At 60.6% G+C, this 15,108-nt stretch carries 11 protein-coding genes and 1 tRNA gene; all 12 read right to left on the bottom strand.

The features are described 5' to 3' along the window. Window positions 1–2: 2 nt before the first annotated feature. On the bottom strand, window positions 3–278 hold the full coding sequence (pqqD, locus tag AC07XZ_RS00315) for a pyrroloquinoline quinone biosynthesis peptide chaperone PqqD (protein ID WP_007959876.1): 276 nt from the start codon (window positions 276–278) through the stop codon (window positions 3–5). Continuing rightward, on the bottom strand, window positions 275–1,027 hold the full coding sequence (gene pqqC / locus AC07XZ_RS00310) for a pyrroloquinoline-quinone synthase PqqC (RefSeq protein ID WP_011336228.1): 753 nt from the start codon (window positions 1,025–1,027) through the stop codon (window positions 275–277). The genes pqqD and pqqC overlap by 4 nt, the downstream gene beginning before the upstream one ends. Window positions 1,028–1,048: 21 nt before the next feature. Beyond that, window positions 1,049–1,960 (bottom strand): pyrroloquinoline quinone biosynthesis protein PqqB, encoded by a 912-nt coding sequence (pqqB, locus tag AC07XZ_RS00305; RefSeq protein WP_102685695.1) that lies wholly within the window; start codon window positions 1,958–1,960, stop codon window positions 1,049–1,051. Window positions 1,961–2,044: 84 nt separating this feature from the next. Further along, window positions 2,045–2,119, bottom strand: coding sequence for a pyrroloquinoline quinone precursor peptide PqqA (gene pqqA, locus AC07XZ_RS00300; protein ID WP_003444522.1), 75 nt, complete (start codon window positions 2,117–2,119; stop codon window positions 2,045–2,047). Window positions 2,120–2,278: 159 nt separating this feature from the next. Beyond that, window positions 2,279–4,705 (bottom strand): pyrroloquinoline quinone biosynthesis protein PqqF, encoded by a 2,427-nt coding sequence (gene pqqF / locus AC07XZ_RS00295; protein ID WP_102685694.1) that lies wholly within the window; start codon window positions 4,703–4,705, stop codon window positions 2,279–2,281. 38 nt (window positions 4,706–4,743) lie between these two features. Next, the gene (locus tag AC07XZ_RS00290) at window positions 4,744–5,538 is read right to left on the bottom strand and encodes a carbon-nitrogen hydrolase family protein (RefSeq protein WP_102685693.1); all 795 of its coding nucleotides are present in this window, start codon (window positions 5,536–5,538) and stop codon (window positions 4,744–4,746) included. 12 nt (window positions 5,539–5,550) lie between these two features. Further along, window positions 5,551–7,233 carry a flavin monoamine oxidase family protein gene (locus AC07XZ_RS00285; protein WP_085746599.1) on the bottom strand — a complete coding sequence of 561 codons (1,683 nt, stop codon included), beginning with the start codon at window positions 7,231–7,233 and terminating at the stop codon, window positions 5,551–5,553. Window positions 7,234–7,379: 146 nt separating this feature from the next. Further along, window positions 7,380–7,841 (bottom strand): Lrp/AsnC family transcriptional regulator, encoded by a 462-nt coding sequence (locus AC07XZ_RS00280; protein WP_064599860.1) that lies wholly within the window; start codon window positions 7,839–7,841, stop codon window positions 7,380–7,382. 107 nt (window positions 7,842–7,948) lie between these two features. Further along, window positions 7,949–9,037, bottom strand: coding sequence for a pyoverdine biosynthesis transaminase PtaA (gene ptaA / locus AC07XZ_RS00275; RefSeq protein WP_085746598.1), 1,089 nt, complete (start codon window positions 9,035–9,037; stop codon window positions 7,949–7,951). 214 nt (window positions 9,038–9,251) lie between these two features. After that, window positions 9,252–9,328 (bottom strand) — tRNA-Ile (locus AC07XZ_RS00270). Between the two features lie 15 nt (window positions 9,329–9,343). Continuing rightward, entirely contained in the window at window positions 9,344–13,090 is a 3,747-nt protein-coding gene (locus tag AC07XZ_RS00265; protein WP_102685692.1) for a bifunctional diguanylate cyclase/phosphodiesterase, read from the bottom strand. Window positions 13,091–13,217: 127 nt separating this feature from the next. Further along, complete coding sequence (gene rpoD / locus AC07XZ_RS00260; protein ID WP_102685691.1) at window positions 13,218–15,065, bottom strand: RNA polymerase sigma factor RpoD; 1,848 nt, start codon at window positions 15,063–15,065, stop codon at window positions 13,218–13,220. Window positions 15,066–15,108 lie beyond the last annotated feature (43 nt).

Below are 15,108 nucleotides of genomic sequence, written 5' to 3'. Positions count from 1 at the left end.
ACTCAGGCAAGTTCGATCCAGTGCTGCGCACGGGCAACCTCCATGAATTGCTCGATGTCGTCACCGAGCTCGGGCACGCCGGGGAACTGTCTGTCGAGTTCGGCGATGATCGCCGCGACATCCCGTTCACCGTCGATCAGGCCGCCGATCAGCGCGGCACTTTCATTGAGTTTGATCATGCCTTCCGGGTACAGCAGCACGTGGCCTTTCTGCGCCGGTTCGTACTGGAAACGGTAGCCGGGACGCCAGGTCGGGGTCTTGCTGCGGTCGAAACTCATAAGGCGATTCCTTTATGCCAGACCCGTTGATCGGTGACGCTGTGATACGGCGGGCGGTTCAGTTCGTAGGCCATGCTCATGGCATCGAGCATGCTCCAAAGGATGTCCAGTTTGAACTGGAGAATTTCCAGCATGCGCTCCTGGCCTTCGCGGGTCTTGTAGTGCTCCAGCGTGATGGCCAGACCATGCTCGACATCGCGCCGGGCCTGACCGAGACGGGTGCGGAAATATTCGTAGCCGGCCGGGTCGATCCACGGGTAGTGCTGCGGCCAGCTGTCGAGACGCGACTGGTGGATCTGCGGCGCGAACAGCTCGGTCAGCGAGCTGCTGGCAGCTTCCTGCCAACTGGCGCGGCGGGCGAAGTTGACGTAGGCATCGACGGCGAAACGCACGCCGGGCAGCACCAGTTCCTGCGAACGCAATTGATCCGGATCGAGACCGACGGCCTGGCCCAGACGCAGCCAGGCTTCGATGCCGCCGTCTTCGCCGGGGGCGCCGTCGTGGTCGAGCAGGCGCTGAATCCATTCGCGGCGGATCTCGCGATCCGGGCAGTTGGCGAGGATCGCCGCGTCTTTCAGGGGGATGTTCACCTGATAGTAGAAGCGGTTGGCGACCCAGCCCTGGATCTGCTCGCGGGTGGCCCGGCCTTCATACATCGCCACGTGATACGGGTGATGAATGTGGTAATAGGCGCCCTTGGCGCGCAGGGCCGCTTCGAATTCGGCGGGGGACAGCGGGGTGTCGGTCATTGCGGTTCTCCGGGCCATTCGTTACAGGACGATGCTCATGCCGTCATACGCCACTTCAACATTGCGCCGAACCAGTTCCGCGCGTTCCGGCGAGTCTTCGTCGAGAATCGGGTTGGTGTTGTTGATGTGGATAAGCACCTTGCGTTGCTCGGGAAGCTGTTCCAGCACTTCGAGCATGCCGCCGGGGCCGTTCTGGGCCAGGTGGCCCATCTCGCGGCCGGTGCGGGTGCCGACGCCACGGCGCTGCATTTCATCGTCGTCCCACATCGTCCCGTCTACCAGCACGCAGTCGCTGCCGGACATGATTTCCAGCAGCGGCGCGTCGACCTTGCCCAGGCCTGGGGCATAGAACAGCTTGCCGCCGGTGCTGAGGTCTTCGACGATCAGGCCGATGTTGTCGCCTGGGTGCGGGTCGAAGCGGTGCGGCGAGTAGGGCGGTGCCGCGCTGCGCAACGGCAGCGGGGTGAAGCGCAGGTTCGGGCAGGCGGCGACGGTGAAGCTCTGGTCAAGTTCGATGCGGTTCCAGTCCAGCCCGCCGTTCCAGTGCTTGAGCATGGTGAACAGCGGGAAACCGGTGCTCAGGTCTTCGTGGACCATGTCCGTGCACCAGACCTGATGCGGGCAGCCTTCGCGCAGGCTGAGCAGGCCGGTGGTGTGGTCGATCTGGCTGTCCATCAGGATGATCGCGCTGATGCCGGTGTCACGCAGGGCACGGCCCGGCTGCATCGGGGCGAAGCTCTGAAGCTGCGCGCGGATGTCCGGCGAGGCGTTGCACAGCACCCAGTTCACGCCGTCATCGGAAATCGCGATGGACGATTGGGTACGGGCCTGGGCATTCAGGCTGCCGTCGCGAAAACCGGCGCAATTGACGCAGTTGCAGTTCCACTGCGGAAAACCGCCACCGGCGGCCGAACCCAGAATCTGGACGAACATGAACGCTCCATCATTTCAACGCTGAAAATAAAACGCCCCGGCGAGCCGAGGCGTTGCACTGCAGTGTTCTGCTTGAGGCAGGACTCAGCGGCTGGCGAAGTACATGGTGACTTCGAAGCCGATACGCAGGTCGGTGTAAGCAGGTTTGGTCCAAGCCATCGGGTGACTCCTTTTTCAGGTGGGTGAGATAGCGCTATCCATAGGTATAGTCCACGGCAGCGCAGGGATGTTCCAAATAGTTAGGTGGCTATGTTACTCAAAATTTCAGGGGGTTGGCCCGTGAATCTTTGAGAAAGCTCCTTGCAGCCCCGGTAATGATCATTTTGCCGCTTGCCATGGCGCGTCCGGCGAAGCGGCGTTGGAGAGGCCGTGCCAGCCGCCCTCGGCGCGGATCAGACGTTGTGCGGCGGCCAGGAATGCCGGGCGATCCAGTTGGGCGATGGCGCTGCGCAGATGGGCCAGATAATCCGACGAGTGGCCGGCGAGGCGGGCCTGCCACAGGAGTTCGGCCGCATCTTTGCCGGACAGGACGCTGTCATCGAACTGATCGACAAGCGTCTGGCGTTGCCGGGCGAGGCTCGCGTCATCAAGTCGTTCGACAAGGGCTGGCAGGCTATCGAGAAACTGCTGAATGTGACCGAGCAATTGCGCGGCGGTGGCCGTGGGCGATTGCACACCGAACAGCAATCCGGTCTGGCCGTGGAGCTGACGCAGCCCGCTGAACACCGCATAACCCAGTTGCAGTTCGACGCGCAGGCGTTGGTAGAACGGTGTCTGGCACAGATGCGCTAGCAGGCGCCACGCGGCTTCGTCGGCGATCTCGTGGCTGGCGGTCGGGCAGAACAGCAGCAAGGCGTGTTCGCTGGACGCGCTGTCGATCTGACTCCACCGGTATCCGGCGTTGATTGCCGAGGGTGCGGGAATTTGATTGTCCGGGATGCCGGGGATGCGACTCAGGGCCAGACCCATGGCTGACTGGGTTTGTGGGCTTAACCCCAAAGCCAGACCGTCCCAGCGGGAAGTTGTCCACAGGTGAGCGGCGTCATCGGATTTGCCTACCGCTGGCAGGCATTTTTCCGGCAGTACTTTGAGCAGCTGGCGGATCGGTATCAGCGCAGGTTGCGGCTCGCCTTTCGCGGAATCGGCGCCCACTTGTGTCAGAGATTTCAGTGCGTGCTCCAGGACAACGGGCAGCGTGTCCTGCAGGCCAGTGAGTTTCAGCAGCCACTGATTAGCTGCGGCGCTGAAGGACAACTCGACCCCGGCCTGACGCGCGTCGTCGGAAATCTCCCGCAGACTGCGTTGCAGTTTCGCTTGCAGCTCGGCCGTGGCCGCTGCTTCCGTCTGCCAGCGAACATACACCGCACCTTCGTCATCGTTATCCGGCAGCGCCTGGCTGAATTGCATCGGCGAACGTTCGCGTCGGCTGCGCGAGCGATCCTGAGCGAACGTGCGCAGCCCACGGTGGGCGCTGGTTTGGCCGCGGATCAGGCCGGCGTTGGCCAGCGGTTCGGCTACGCGCAGGAACGGATTGGCAGCGGGCAGATGCCAGTGACTGCTGAAGTTATCCACAGTGCCGATTTTGCCGAGAATCACTTTGAGCGCTGCAACGGCCGATTCGGAGAGGCCGCTTTCGAGTTGTTCGCTGTCGAGTCGCGCCAGTTGCAACGCACCGCTGACCTGCTGCTGACGTTGAAGCTGTGCCGAATATTCCTCGCGTAGTGCCGGCCAGTCCTGCTGCGCTGCGAAGAAGCTCAACCAGTCGAGAAACTGTGCGCGGATGGCGTCGAGTGACCCGGATGCCCCAGTGAACTGAAGATGTAGAAAAGCTTGCCCAGCAAATTGATAAGGCACACAGGCCTGTAAGTCTTCCGCGAATCCCTGCTGCTGCAAGTGAGCGAGCAGCCCACCGGGTTTGGCGCTGTTCAACCAGTGACAGAAAAACGCCAGTGCCTCGGCCGACGACTCCGGCAAATCCTCTAACGCAAACAGCAGATTGCCGTGCCGCTCGCCGACCTGTTGATAACTTTTCTGTGGAATGTCCATCAAGCGAACGGGGGCTGCCTGTGAAGTTTTATCCCCAGCTGTCAGCGCGGCGGCAAACTGCTCCGCCAGCGCTCGCAGTTCTTCCACGTTCTGCGGTCCGACCAGACTCAGGATCATCTGCCCGGTGCGGTAAAACTGCTGATGGAAATCTCTCAACGCCTGCTGAAAATCCGCTTGTTCAACCGGCAGGCTGTCGCGGTTTCCGGCATGAAAGCCGCGCAAAGGATGTGCTGCCGACAATCCCTCAAACAGCGCCTCTTTCTGCTGAGCCGCAGCATCCTGCGTCCACGCGACAAACTCCGCCTGCAACACTTCCCGCTCCCGCAACTGATCGTCCGGATCCATACGCGGCCGGGCGAGCATGTCTGACAGACGCTCCAGCCCGGCGCTGAACGACGCTGGCGGCAATTCAAAGAAGAAATCGGTGGTGCGCTCGCGGGTGCTGGCATTCACCTGACCGCCGTGACCTTGCACGTAGGCCATCAGCCCTTGCTGTGCAGGAAAACGCTCGGTGCCGAGAAACAGCAAATGCTCAAGAAAATGCGCCAGCCCCGGCCACGCCAACGGCACGTCATGACTGCCGGCAGCCACCCGCAACGCGGCGGCGCTGCGCTTCAGACCGGGCATGTGGCGCAGGGTCACGCGCAAGCCGTTGGTCAGGGTTTCGGTGTGGGGGCGGGGGTGAGTCGACGCAGGCATGGGCACTTCCAGAACAGTGAAGTGCCAATGCTAGCGGATTAGCGCTTGTTGAGCGCGTCGTAAAGTTCGGGGCGGCGGTCGTTGAAGTAGCGGTTGGCGTTGCGCGAGTCGACCATCAACTGACGATCCAGCTCACCGACGATCAAGGCTTCGTCCAGTCCGGCCTGGGCGATGCGGCTGCCATCCGGCGCGGCAATGCTGCTTTGCCCGCAGTAATGAATGTCGCCTTCGTGGCCGCAGTAGTTGGCGTAAGCCACGTAGCACTGGTTTTCGAAGGCGCGGGAGCGCACGGAAACATCGGCAATGAAATCAAAAGGAATCATGTTCGCCGTCGGCACCAGAATCAGCTCGGCGCCTTCAAGGGCCAGGCGCCGGGCGTTTTCCGGGAACTCCAGGTCGTAGCAGATCAGGAAACCGAGCTTCCAGCCGTTGAGCTCGACGATGGGAAACTCGCCGTCGCCGGGGCTGAACATCGAACGGTCCAGATCGCCGAACAGATGCGTCTTGCGGTAATTGCACAGGCGCTCGCCGTTCGAATCGATCAACTGCACAGCGTTGTAGATCTTTGCTTCGGCGGTGCGCTCAGGATAACCGTAGAGAATCGCCAGGCCGGCAGCCTTGGCGATTCGTCCAACCTGTTGCGCCCATTCGCCGTTATAGACCTCGGCCAATGTCGCGACCGCCTCCTTGCCGATGTTGTAGCCGGTCAGGAACATCTCCGGCACCACCAGCAGGTCGGCGCCTTTGGCCTCCATCGCCAGTTGATGCAAGCGCTGAAGGTTGGCGGCGGGTTCCAGTGGCAGCGGTGGACATTGGTAAAGGGCTACACGCATCGAAGATTCCTCTTACTCGGGCAGGGCGATCGGGCCGATGTCTTTGAACACATCACCCGGGCCGGGGTTCTCTTTATGTGTGGACCCGCCGAAGTGCTTCATGATTCCCCACACCGCGTTGAGCGAGGTCTGTACCGCGCCTTCGACCCAGGCCGGCGTCCACGACACGTCGTCGCCGGCGATGAAAATCCCGCGCTGCTCCGGCGGCATGTCGTCCTGCATGAAGTGCGCGTACATGCGCTGGTTGTAGCGATAGTGGCCGGGCAGGGCGCCCTTGAACGCGCCGAGGAAGTGCGGGTCGGCTTCCCACGACACGGTGATCGGATCGCCGATGATCCGCGCGGCGATGTCGACTTTCGGGTAGATCTTCTTCAGCGCATCCAGCGCCAGTTTCACGCGTTTCTCCACCGGGTGCGGGAGCATCTTCAGCGCATCGCTCATCCACGAGTACGACAGGCAGATCACGCCCGGCTTGTCGTCGCCGTTGTCGAACAGGTAGGTGCCACGGGTCAGGCGATCGGTGAGGGTCATGCTCATCAGGTCACGGCCAGTTTCCGGGTCCTTGTCCTTCCAGAACGGGCGGTCGACCATCACGAAGGTCTTCGACGATTGCATGTAGCGAGTGCGGTCCAGCGCCATCCACATCTTCTGCGAGAACAGGCTTTCGTCGCATTCGATCTGGGTGGTCAGCAGCCAGCTCTGGCAGGTGGTCAGTACGGCGGCGTATTCGCGGGTGTCGCCGTTGTTGTCGGTGACCGCGAAACGTCCGTCAGGTGCGTGGGCGATTTTCTTCACCCCGGAGCGCGGTGCGCCGTGGTGCAACGATTTCAGGCTGGTGCCTTGCGGCCAGTGTACGCAGCGCTCCGGCGCATGACGCCAGATACCTTGTGGCACTTGTTCCACACCGCCGACGACCAGATGTTGGTGATCGTCGCAGTTGGTCATCACGACGCGGAAGATTTCCAGCATCGAGTTGGGGAAATCCGAGTCCCAGCCACCGGTACCGAAACCGACCTGGCCGAACACTTCGCGGTGATGGAACGACAGTTTGGCGAAGGCTTTCGAGGTGGCAACGAAGTCGTAGAAGGTGCGGTCGTCCCACAGCGGAACCAGAGTGTTCCACAGCTCCTTGAGGCGTGGCACGTCACGGTCGCGAATCGCTTGCTGGATATCGGCGAACTGCGAACCGGCCTCCAGAGCGTCGGCCCAGGCGTCAGCCACTTCCTGGAACAGTGCAGGAAGATCCTTCAGGCTCTGTGCGTAATGGGTTTTGCCTTCCAGGTCGATCACGGTGCTGCCGGAGGCCGGCGTCAGCGGGTTGGGGAAGGGCTTGGTTTCCAGACCGAGCTTGTCGACGTAGTGATAGAACGCGGTGGAGGATACCGGGAAGCGCATGCCGCCGAGTTCGGCGACGATGCCGTCAGTGCCGTTGAACGCTTGGGAGCGCAGGCGACCGCCAAGCTTCGAGGCCTCGTACACTACGGGTTTCAGGCCGAGTTTCATCAGCTCATAAGCCGCCACCAGACCGGCGATGCCAGCACCCACGATTGCCACTTCGGCACCGTGGTTGTGCTCGGGAATGCTACCCAGGCCGGCCGGGTGTTCGATCCAGTCGTCGAAGGCGAAAGGAAAGTCCGGACCGAAAATGGTGATCGGTTTCTTACCGTCTGCAGGATGGCGATTGTTCTTGTTCATGGCTGACCTTGCTGGCGACCCGACGCTGGATGCGCGTCTGAGTATAGGAAAAGATGCCAGCCATTCTAGGGAGCGTAGAACACGTTAATAAGACGCAATTTGTCGTCGTTTTGAGCGTTAGCGCTGCAATATGACGAGTCCGGAGGTCAAACTGGATGCCCGCGATCGATCTTGCTGCTGAGGATGATCGAGGTTGTGGTCTTCTCTACACCGTCTACGCTGCCGATCTGATCGAGAAGCTGATCCAGCTGTTCCGGGGAGTCCGTCCGCAACCACGCCACATAATCAAACTCGCCACTCACCGCACACAATTGCTGCACCTGAGCCATCGCGCTCAACCGCCGCAACACCTCTTTGCCGGAACGTGGCTGCACCTTGATCCCGACGTAAGCCTGCAAGCCGCCATCCACGACACGCTGACCCAGGCGTACGCCGTAGCCGGTGATGACCTTGGCCTTTTCCAGACGCGCCAGTCGCGAAGTCACGGTCGTGCGGGCGATCCCCAATTGCCGGGCCAGCATCGCCACGCTCTCGCGGGCGTTGATTTGCAGGGCCGCGATCAACTGTCGGTCAATTTCATCAAGCACGGGTGGGCGGATGTCGGACAAGGGGCGTCTCCATGGGCGCGGATCTTTGGTTGCGCATGTTACAGGCTCGGCCGGCGGTAAGCTTGTGGGCGATACTCGCGCGGTTTTCCATAGGGACTGTCTTGATATCAGACGCTGGCAAATGCCTCACGAAACCGTCGCATGTCGTCTTCCGTACCAACGCTGACCCGAATCCACGTCGGCCACTCTTTCCATACCCGGCCCACCTTGACCCGGCGATCGGCCAACGCCTGCACCACCTCCCTGGCAGAACGTTTCACGTCGACCATGAAGCAGTTGGCCTGCGACACCGTGCAGCGAAAACCGCGAGCGGTCAGCCAGGTGATTGTCTCGTCACGCAGCCTCGTGTTGGTGTGCTTGCGCTGTGGCAGCAACTGCGTGTCCTCGAGACTGGCTATGCCGCCCAACAGCGAAGGGGCCGCCGGCACGTTGTAATTGCCGAACACCTCCAGTTGCTCCAGCAGGGCGGGGTTGGCTATCGCGATACCCAGACGGGCGCCTGCCATGCCATAGATTTTCGAGAAAGTTCGCAGCACCATCAGTTCGGGATGATCCTTGACCAGCGGAATGCAGGTCGGCGCATTCGAGAAGTCGATATAGGCCTCGTCCACCAACAGAATCGTTCCTTTTGGCTTGTTCGCCAGCGCGAGCAGGATATCTGCGTGTGGCGTCACAGTACCGGTCGGATTATTCGGATTGCAGACGTAGATCAGTCCCGCCTGCGGATCGGCCGCCAGCATGTGTGGAAGATCATGGGCATGATCAGGATTCAGTGCTATCTCGTGGACCGCGACCTGTCTGCCGCGAGCCGCCTCGACAGGGTCTTCATAAGAGGGCGACGCAACGACCAGGCTACCCTGTCGAGTGAAGGCGTGAACCGCATGCTGCAAGGCCAGTTTGGAGCCGCAGAAAGTCTGAACATATTCCTCCGGTATGCCTTGTTGGCGGGCAAACAGAGCGTTGAGTCGGTACTGGATCTTGTAGGGATAACGCCCGCACAGTGCAATGCCTTCCTGCATCGCCTGTCGGGCGGCGAGCGCCGGTCCCCAGGGGCTCTCGTTGAAATTGATCAGTACCTCATCGCCGGGTACTGGTGCCGGTGCATCCTGACGTTGCGCCTGCCCCCAGGATGACTGCGCGAGCAGGGGAAGTGCTGCGGCGATTCCCATCAGCGAACGGCGAGTGACATCAACCATAAAAATTCCTTTTTCGAATCATCAGATGAGCCTCGGCTTTGGGTGCCAGGACATATGGTGTAACGAAATGGTTAGTTGTCGATTTAGACGGGCATGAGGCAAGCCCTGTTTACGCTTTCAGAAGTCGCACGCTTTGAAGGGAGATGGGACGACGGCCTCGTGGCGGGAAAGACAGAAACGAAAAAGCCGCACATAAGCGCGGCTTTTTCATGTTTGGTGGGCCCACACGGACTTGAACCGTGGACCAAAGGATTATGAGTCCTCTGCTCTAACCAACTGAGCTATAGGCCCTCAGTAGGCCGCGGATTATAGCGACGGTTTCTCGGCTGTGCTATCCGAAAAATCTGATACGGCTATGCGAAGAAACGTCGCGGCAAACTCTTCTGGTGGCAGCGGCAGGCTGACGATGTAGCCCTGAATCTGTTCACAGCCTTCGGCGGCGAGGAATTGTTGCTGGGCCTGGGTTTCCACGCCTTCGGCGATCACGGTGAATTGCATGCTGCGGCCCAGGGCGATGATGGCGCGGACGATCGCCGCGTCGTGCGGGTCGTCGGGCAGTCCGCGAACGAAAGACTGGTCGATCTTGAGGATGTCCAGAGGCAGGCGCTTGAGGTAACTCAGCGAGGAATAACCGGTGCCGAAGTCGTCGATGGCCAGTTGCACACCCAGGTGTTTGAGCTGATGCAGCACCGCCAGCGCTTCTTCAGCCTGGCTCATGATGAAGTTTTCGGTAATTTCCAGTTGCAGTAATTCCGGCCGCAGGCGGTTGTCTTTGAGCAGTTGCTCGATGCGTCCCAGCAGGTTCGGCTGGCGCAGTTGTGCGCCGGCGAGGTTCACCGACAGCGGGCCGAGAGATTCATAGATCTGGCCCCACTCGAACATCTGCCGGCAGGCGGTTTCCAGCACCCAGTCGCCGATTTGCAGAATCATCCCGTTCTCTTCCGCCAGCGGGATAAAGTGCTCTGGCGGCACGTCGCCGAAATTCGGATGACGCCAGCGGATCAAGGCTTCGGCGCCGACCAGGCTGTGATCGTCGAGGCTGATTTTCGGTTGGTAATAGAGGTACAACTCTTCGCGCTCAATGGCCCGGCGAAGTTCGTGTTCCAGTGCTACGCGTTCGCTGGCCTGGGCGGTGAGATCGCGGGTGTAGCTTTCGACCCGGTTGCGGCCCTTGGCCTTGGAGCGGTACATCGCCGCGTCTGCGTTCTTGATCAGGGTCGCGACATCGCAGCCGTCGCGCGGGTAAAGGCTGGTGCCGATGCTGGCGCTGATGAAGAACTCATGCTCGCCAGCCTGGAACGGTGCGCCAAAGCAGTTCAGCAGTTTGGTGGCGATGTTGTCTGCATCGCCGGGCTGCTGCAGGCCAGGCAGCAGAATGATGAATTCGTCGCCACCCAGCCGCGCGACGGTGTCGATATCGCGCAGTTGCTCCTTGAGGCGCACGGCGATGCCCTTGAGCAGCAAATCGCCGACCGGGTGACCGAGGCTGTCGTTGATGTGCTTGAAACGGTCGAGGTCGAGGAACAGCACTGCGCCCTGACCGCCGTTTTCCTGCTGACTGTTGAGTGCCATCAGCAGGCGACTTTCGAACAGCGTGCGGTTTGGCAGGCCGGTGAGCGGGTCGTGATGCGCCTGATAGTCGAGCTTGGCCTGGGCGTGCTTGAGGCTGGAGATATCGGCGAACACCGCTACGAAGTGAGTGATGAACTTGTCGCGGTTGCGCACGGCGCTGATGGTCAGCCAGCTCGGGTACAGCTCGCCATTTTTGCGCCGGTTGGAGATTTCGCCCTGCCAATGGCCTTCGTCAGTCAATTGATGCCACATCGCCGCGTAAAACGCGCTGTCGTGCAGGCCGGACGCCAGCAGGCGCGGAGTGTGCCCCAGTGCTTCGCTTTCGCTGTAACCGGTGATTTCGGTGAACGCCCGGTTCACGGCGCTGATGTGTTGCTGGGTGTCGGTGATCAGCACGCCTTCGGCAGTACTCTCGAACACGGTCGCAGCCTGTTGCAGTTTTTCCTGCATCAGGTGGCGTTCGGTGATGTCCCGGGCGATGGTCAGCATGCAATCTTCGTCGCCGATCGGCAGCGGACGGCTGGACACTTCGCAGAGGCGGATCTGCCCGTCGCTGCGGCGGATGTGGCAGCTGAAGTCACGAACGAATCCGTCGCGGTGCAGCAGGTCGAGCATTTGCTTGCGTTCGTTGAGGTTGACCCAGATTCCCAGGTCCAGCGCCGAGCGATCCACCGACATCGCGCTGTTGAAACCGGTGATACGACTGAAACCTTCGTTGACCTCCAGCAGCAGGCCATCGCTCTGGCGCGACAGAAGCAGACCGTCCGGCGAGGCGTGGAAGGCCTTGGCGAACTTCTCTTCGGAGGTTTGCAGTTGCTGTTGGGTTTCCTTGAGCTGGGTAATGTCGCGCACCACCACGACCAGCGCCGGTGTGGTGTCGAGCTCGAAGGGCTCGGCGGAAATCAGCCCGGTAAACACCTGGCCATTGTTGCGACGAAAGGGCATCTCCAGGTTGCGAATGCTGCCTGCTTGCAGGCGCTGAAGCAGGCCCGGGCCAACCCCTGGAATGCCCCAGATGTTGAGTTCGGTGGCGGTCTGGCCAATCACTTCTTCGGCCTTGAGCCCGATCTGTTCTTCAAAAGCTTCGTTGACCTCCAGCAAGCAGCCGTCGGATAGCCGGGCGATCACCAGAATGTCCGGGCATTGCTGGAATACCGAAGCGAATTTCTGTTCCGACAGGCGCAACGCCTCTTCGGTGCGTTTGGTTTCGCTGATGTCGATCATCAGGCCGCGCATCACCGGTTCGTGGCCGTGTTCGATCAGGCTGACGATGTCGCGTACCCACAAGCAACGGCCGTCTGCGGTGATGACGCGGTAATCGAGACTGTGATCGCGCCCGGCCAGCACTTCGTGATCGCAGAAGCTCTGGGCACGAGTCAGATCGGCAGGGTGAATGATGTTGCGCCAAAAGCCTGGAATCAGCCAATGGGACAGCGGATAGCCGAGCAGATCCTCGGCGTGGGGCGAAACATAGCTGTAGGTGAAATCGCTGATCCGCGCTTCCCAGGCGATGGCTGAGAGACTCTCCACCAGCCCGCGATAGTGGTATTCGCTGCTGCGCAGTTCCTGTTCAAGGTCGATGCGTCGGGCGATTTCCGAGCTCAGGCGCCGGTTGATGCGGATCACCACTGCCAGGACGATGACCAGAAGCGATAGCCCCGGTAAACCGTAAACCAGCAGATCCGACCAGAATGTCCGGTGATCGAGGACGTTGCCGACCCAGTGCTCCTGAATGCTGCTGATTTCCTCCGGGGACATGTCGGCCAGCACCTTGTCGAGAATCCCCACCAGCATTTTGTTGTCCCGGGGGACGCCCATCGCCAGCTGGTAGCGATAAGGGGTCTCGCCGCTGACATACAAACCATCCAGTTTGAGCTGCCGCAGGCTCCAGACACTGGAGGCCAGATCGCCGACCACCGCGTCGACTTCATCAGTGGCCAGGGCCTGCAATGCGGAACTGACGTTGGGCATTGCCACCAGGTTCAGGTCGGGATGATGGGTGCGCAGCAGTTCGTGGGGGGCGTAGTTTTCGACCACGGCGATCTTCAGGCCGTAAAGATCCTCGAGCTTGCGCGGTTGCGGGCCGCCGACGTGGGCCAGGATGACGATCGGAAAATCGAGATAAGGGCGGGTGAATGACAGGTAACTCTGGCGTTCCGGGGTGGACATGATGCCCGGCAGCAGGTCGATCGTGCCGTTTTTCGCCTGTTCGAGCACCACGGTCCAGCTCACCGGCTCGATGGGGGTGAGCTTGATCGCCAGGCGTTGGCGAATCACATCGATATAGTCCGCTGCCAGGCCCTGATAGCGGTTCTGGTCGTCGCGGAACTCGAAGGGCGGCCACGACGCATCCACACCCAGGCGCAAGTCCGGGTGAGCCGCCAGCCAGCTACGTTCTTCATCGGTCAGAGTCAGCGCGTCAGCCGTTGCGGTCCAGATCATCAGTGACAGCAAAAAAAGCACGGACGCCAGTCTGGGCATAACGGTCTCGTTATGGCTCGGGGGAATGTTTCGAGTGTAGACGGGCTGTGCGCGGGGGGAAGGGCGGTGCGAGGTATTTAATCTGCGCTAAAAACAAAACCCCCGGCCTGGGCCGGGGGTTCTGGTATCACTCGTCGAGGAAGGAGCGCAGATGCTCGCTTCGCGTCGGGTGGCGCAGCTTGCGCAGCGCCTTGGCTTCGATCTGACGGATCCGCTCACGGGTCACGTCAAACTGTTTGCCGACTTCTTCGAGCGTATGGTCGGTGTTCATGTCGATACCGAAACGCATGCGCAGTACCTTGGCTTCACGGGCAGTAAGGCCGGACAGCACTTCGCGGGTCGCTTCTTTCAGGCTCTCAACAGTGGCGACATCGATTGGCGACTGCATGGTCGAGTCTTCGATGAAGTCACCCAGATGGGAGTCTTCGTCATCACCGATCGGGGTTTCCATGGAGATCGGCTCTTTGGCGATCTTCAATACCTTGCGGATCTTGTCCTCAGGCATTTCCATGCGTTCACCCAGCTCTTCCGGGGTCGGTTCGCGACCCATTTCCTGCAACATCTGGCGGGAAATGCGGTTGAGCTTGTTGATCGTCTCGATCATGTGCACCGGAATACGGATGGTGCGGGCCTGGTCGGCGATCGAGCGAGTGATCGCCTGACGGATCCACCAGGTGGCATAAGTCGAGAACTTGTAACCACGACGGTATTCGAACTTGTCCACCGCTTTCATCAGACCGATGTTGCCTTCCTGGATCAGATCGAGGAATTGCAGGCCACGGTTGGTGTACTTCTTGGCGATGGAGATCACCAGACGCAAGTTCGCTTCAACCATCTCTTTCTTCGCGCGGCGGGCTTTCGCCTCACCGATCGACATGCGACGGTTGATGTCCTTGATCTCGGCGATGGTCAGGCCGGTCTCGGTTTCCAGCGCGGTCAGCTTCTGCTGGCAACGGATGATGTCCGGTTGCACGCGGGCAATGGCTTCGGCGTACTTGCTCTTGCCTTTGGCCAGGGCGTCGGACCAGCTTTCGTCGACTTCGTTGCCAGGGAACTGACGCAGGAAATCGGCGCGTGGCATACGTGCATCACGTACGCACAGTTGCATGATCGCGCGCTCTTGCTGACGCAGACGATCCAGGGCACTGCGAACACGCTCGACCAGTGCTTCGAATTGCTTCGGCACCAGTTTGATCGGCATGAACAGCTCAGCCAGAGCCAACAGTTCGGCAATTGCCGCCTTGTTGTGACGACCGTGCTTTTTCAGAGCCTTGCGGGTGATTTCCATCTGGTCGGCGACAGCACCGAAGCGCTGTGCGGCAATGACCGGATCCGGACCGCTTTCGGCTTCTTCTTCGTCATCGGAAGCTTCGGCGTCATCGTCCTCGGAGTCGTCATCCGCTTTCGCCGCTTTCGCGTCGATCGGCGGTGGTACTTCGGCGGCAGGCGGCGCAATGCCGTCATCCGGGTCGATGTAACCGCTCAGAACGTCGGACAGGCGACCACCTTCGGTGGTGACGCGAGTGTACTCGGAGAGAATATGGTCAACCGTGCCAGGGAAGTGCGCGATGGCGCTCATCACTTCACGGATGCCTTCTTCGATACGCTTGGCGATTTCGATTTCGCCTTCACGAGTCAGAAGCTCGACCGTACCCATTTCACGCATGTACATGCGCACCGGGTCAGTGGTGCGACCGATATCGGTCTCCACCGCCGCCAACGCAGCGGCTGCTTCTTCCGCAGCGGCCTCGTCGGTATCGGCGTCGGCCAGCATAAGGGCGTCCGCATCCGGAGCACTCTCGTGTACGGGGATCCCCATGTCGTTAATCATGCGGATGATGTCTTCCACCTGCTCCGGATCTGAAATATCCTCGGGCAGGTGGTCGTTGACCTCGGCGTAAGTCAGATACTTCTGCTCACGACCCAGTTTGATCAACTCAATAATACGAGACTGCTGTTGCGCTTTTCCGGACATAACACCCTATCCACTGAAGGTCTTGGCGGGCAAAAAACAAGCC

The sequence above is a fragment of the Pseudomonas sp. GW458-11-26-14-LB4 genome (assembly GCF_059423925.1).
This window is presented reverse-complemented; position numbering and strand designations above follow the sequence as displayed.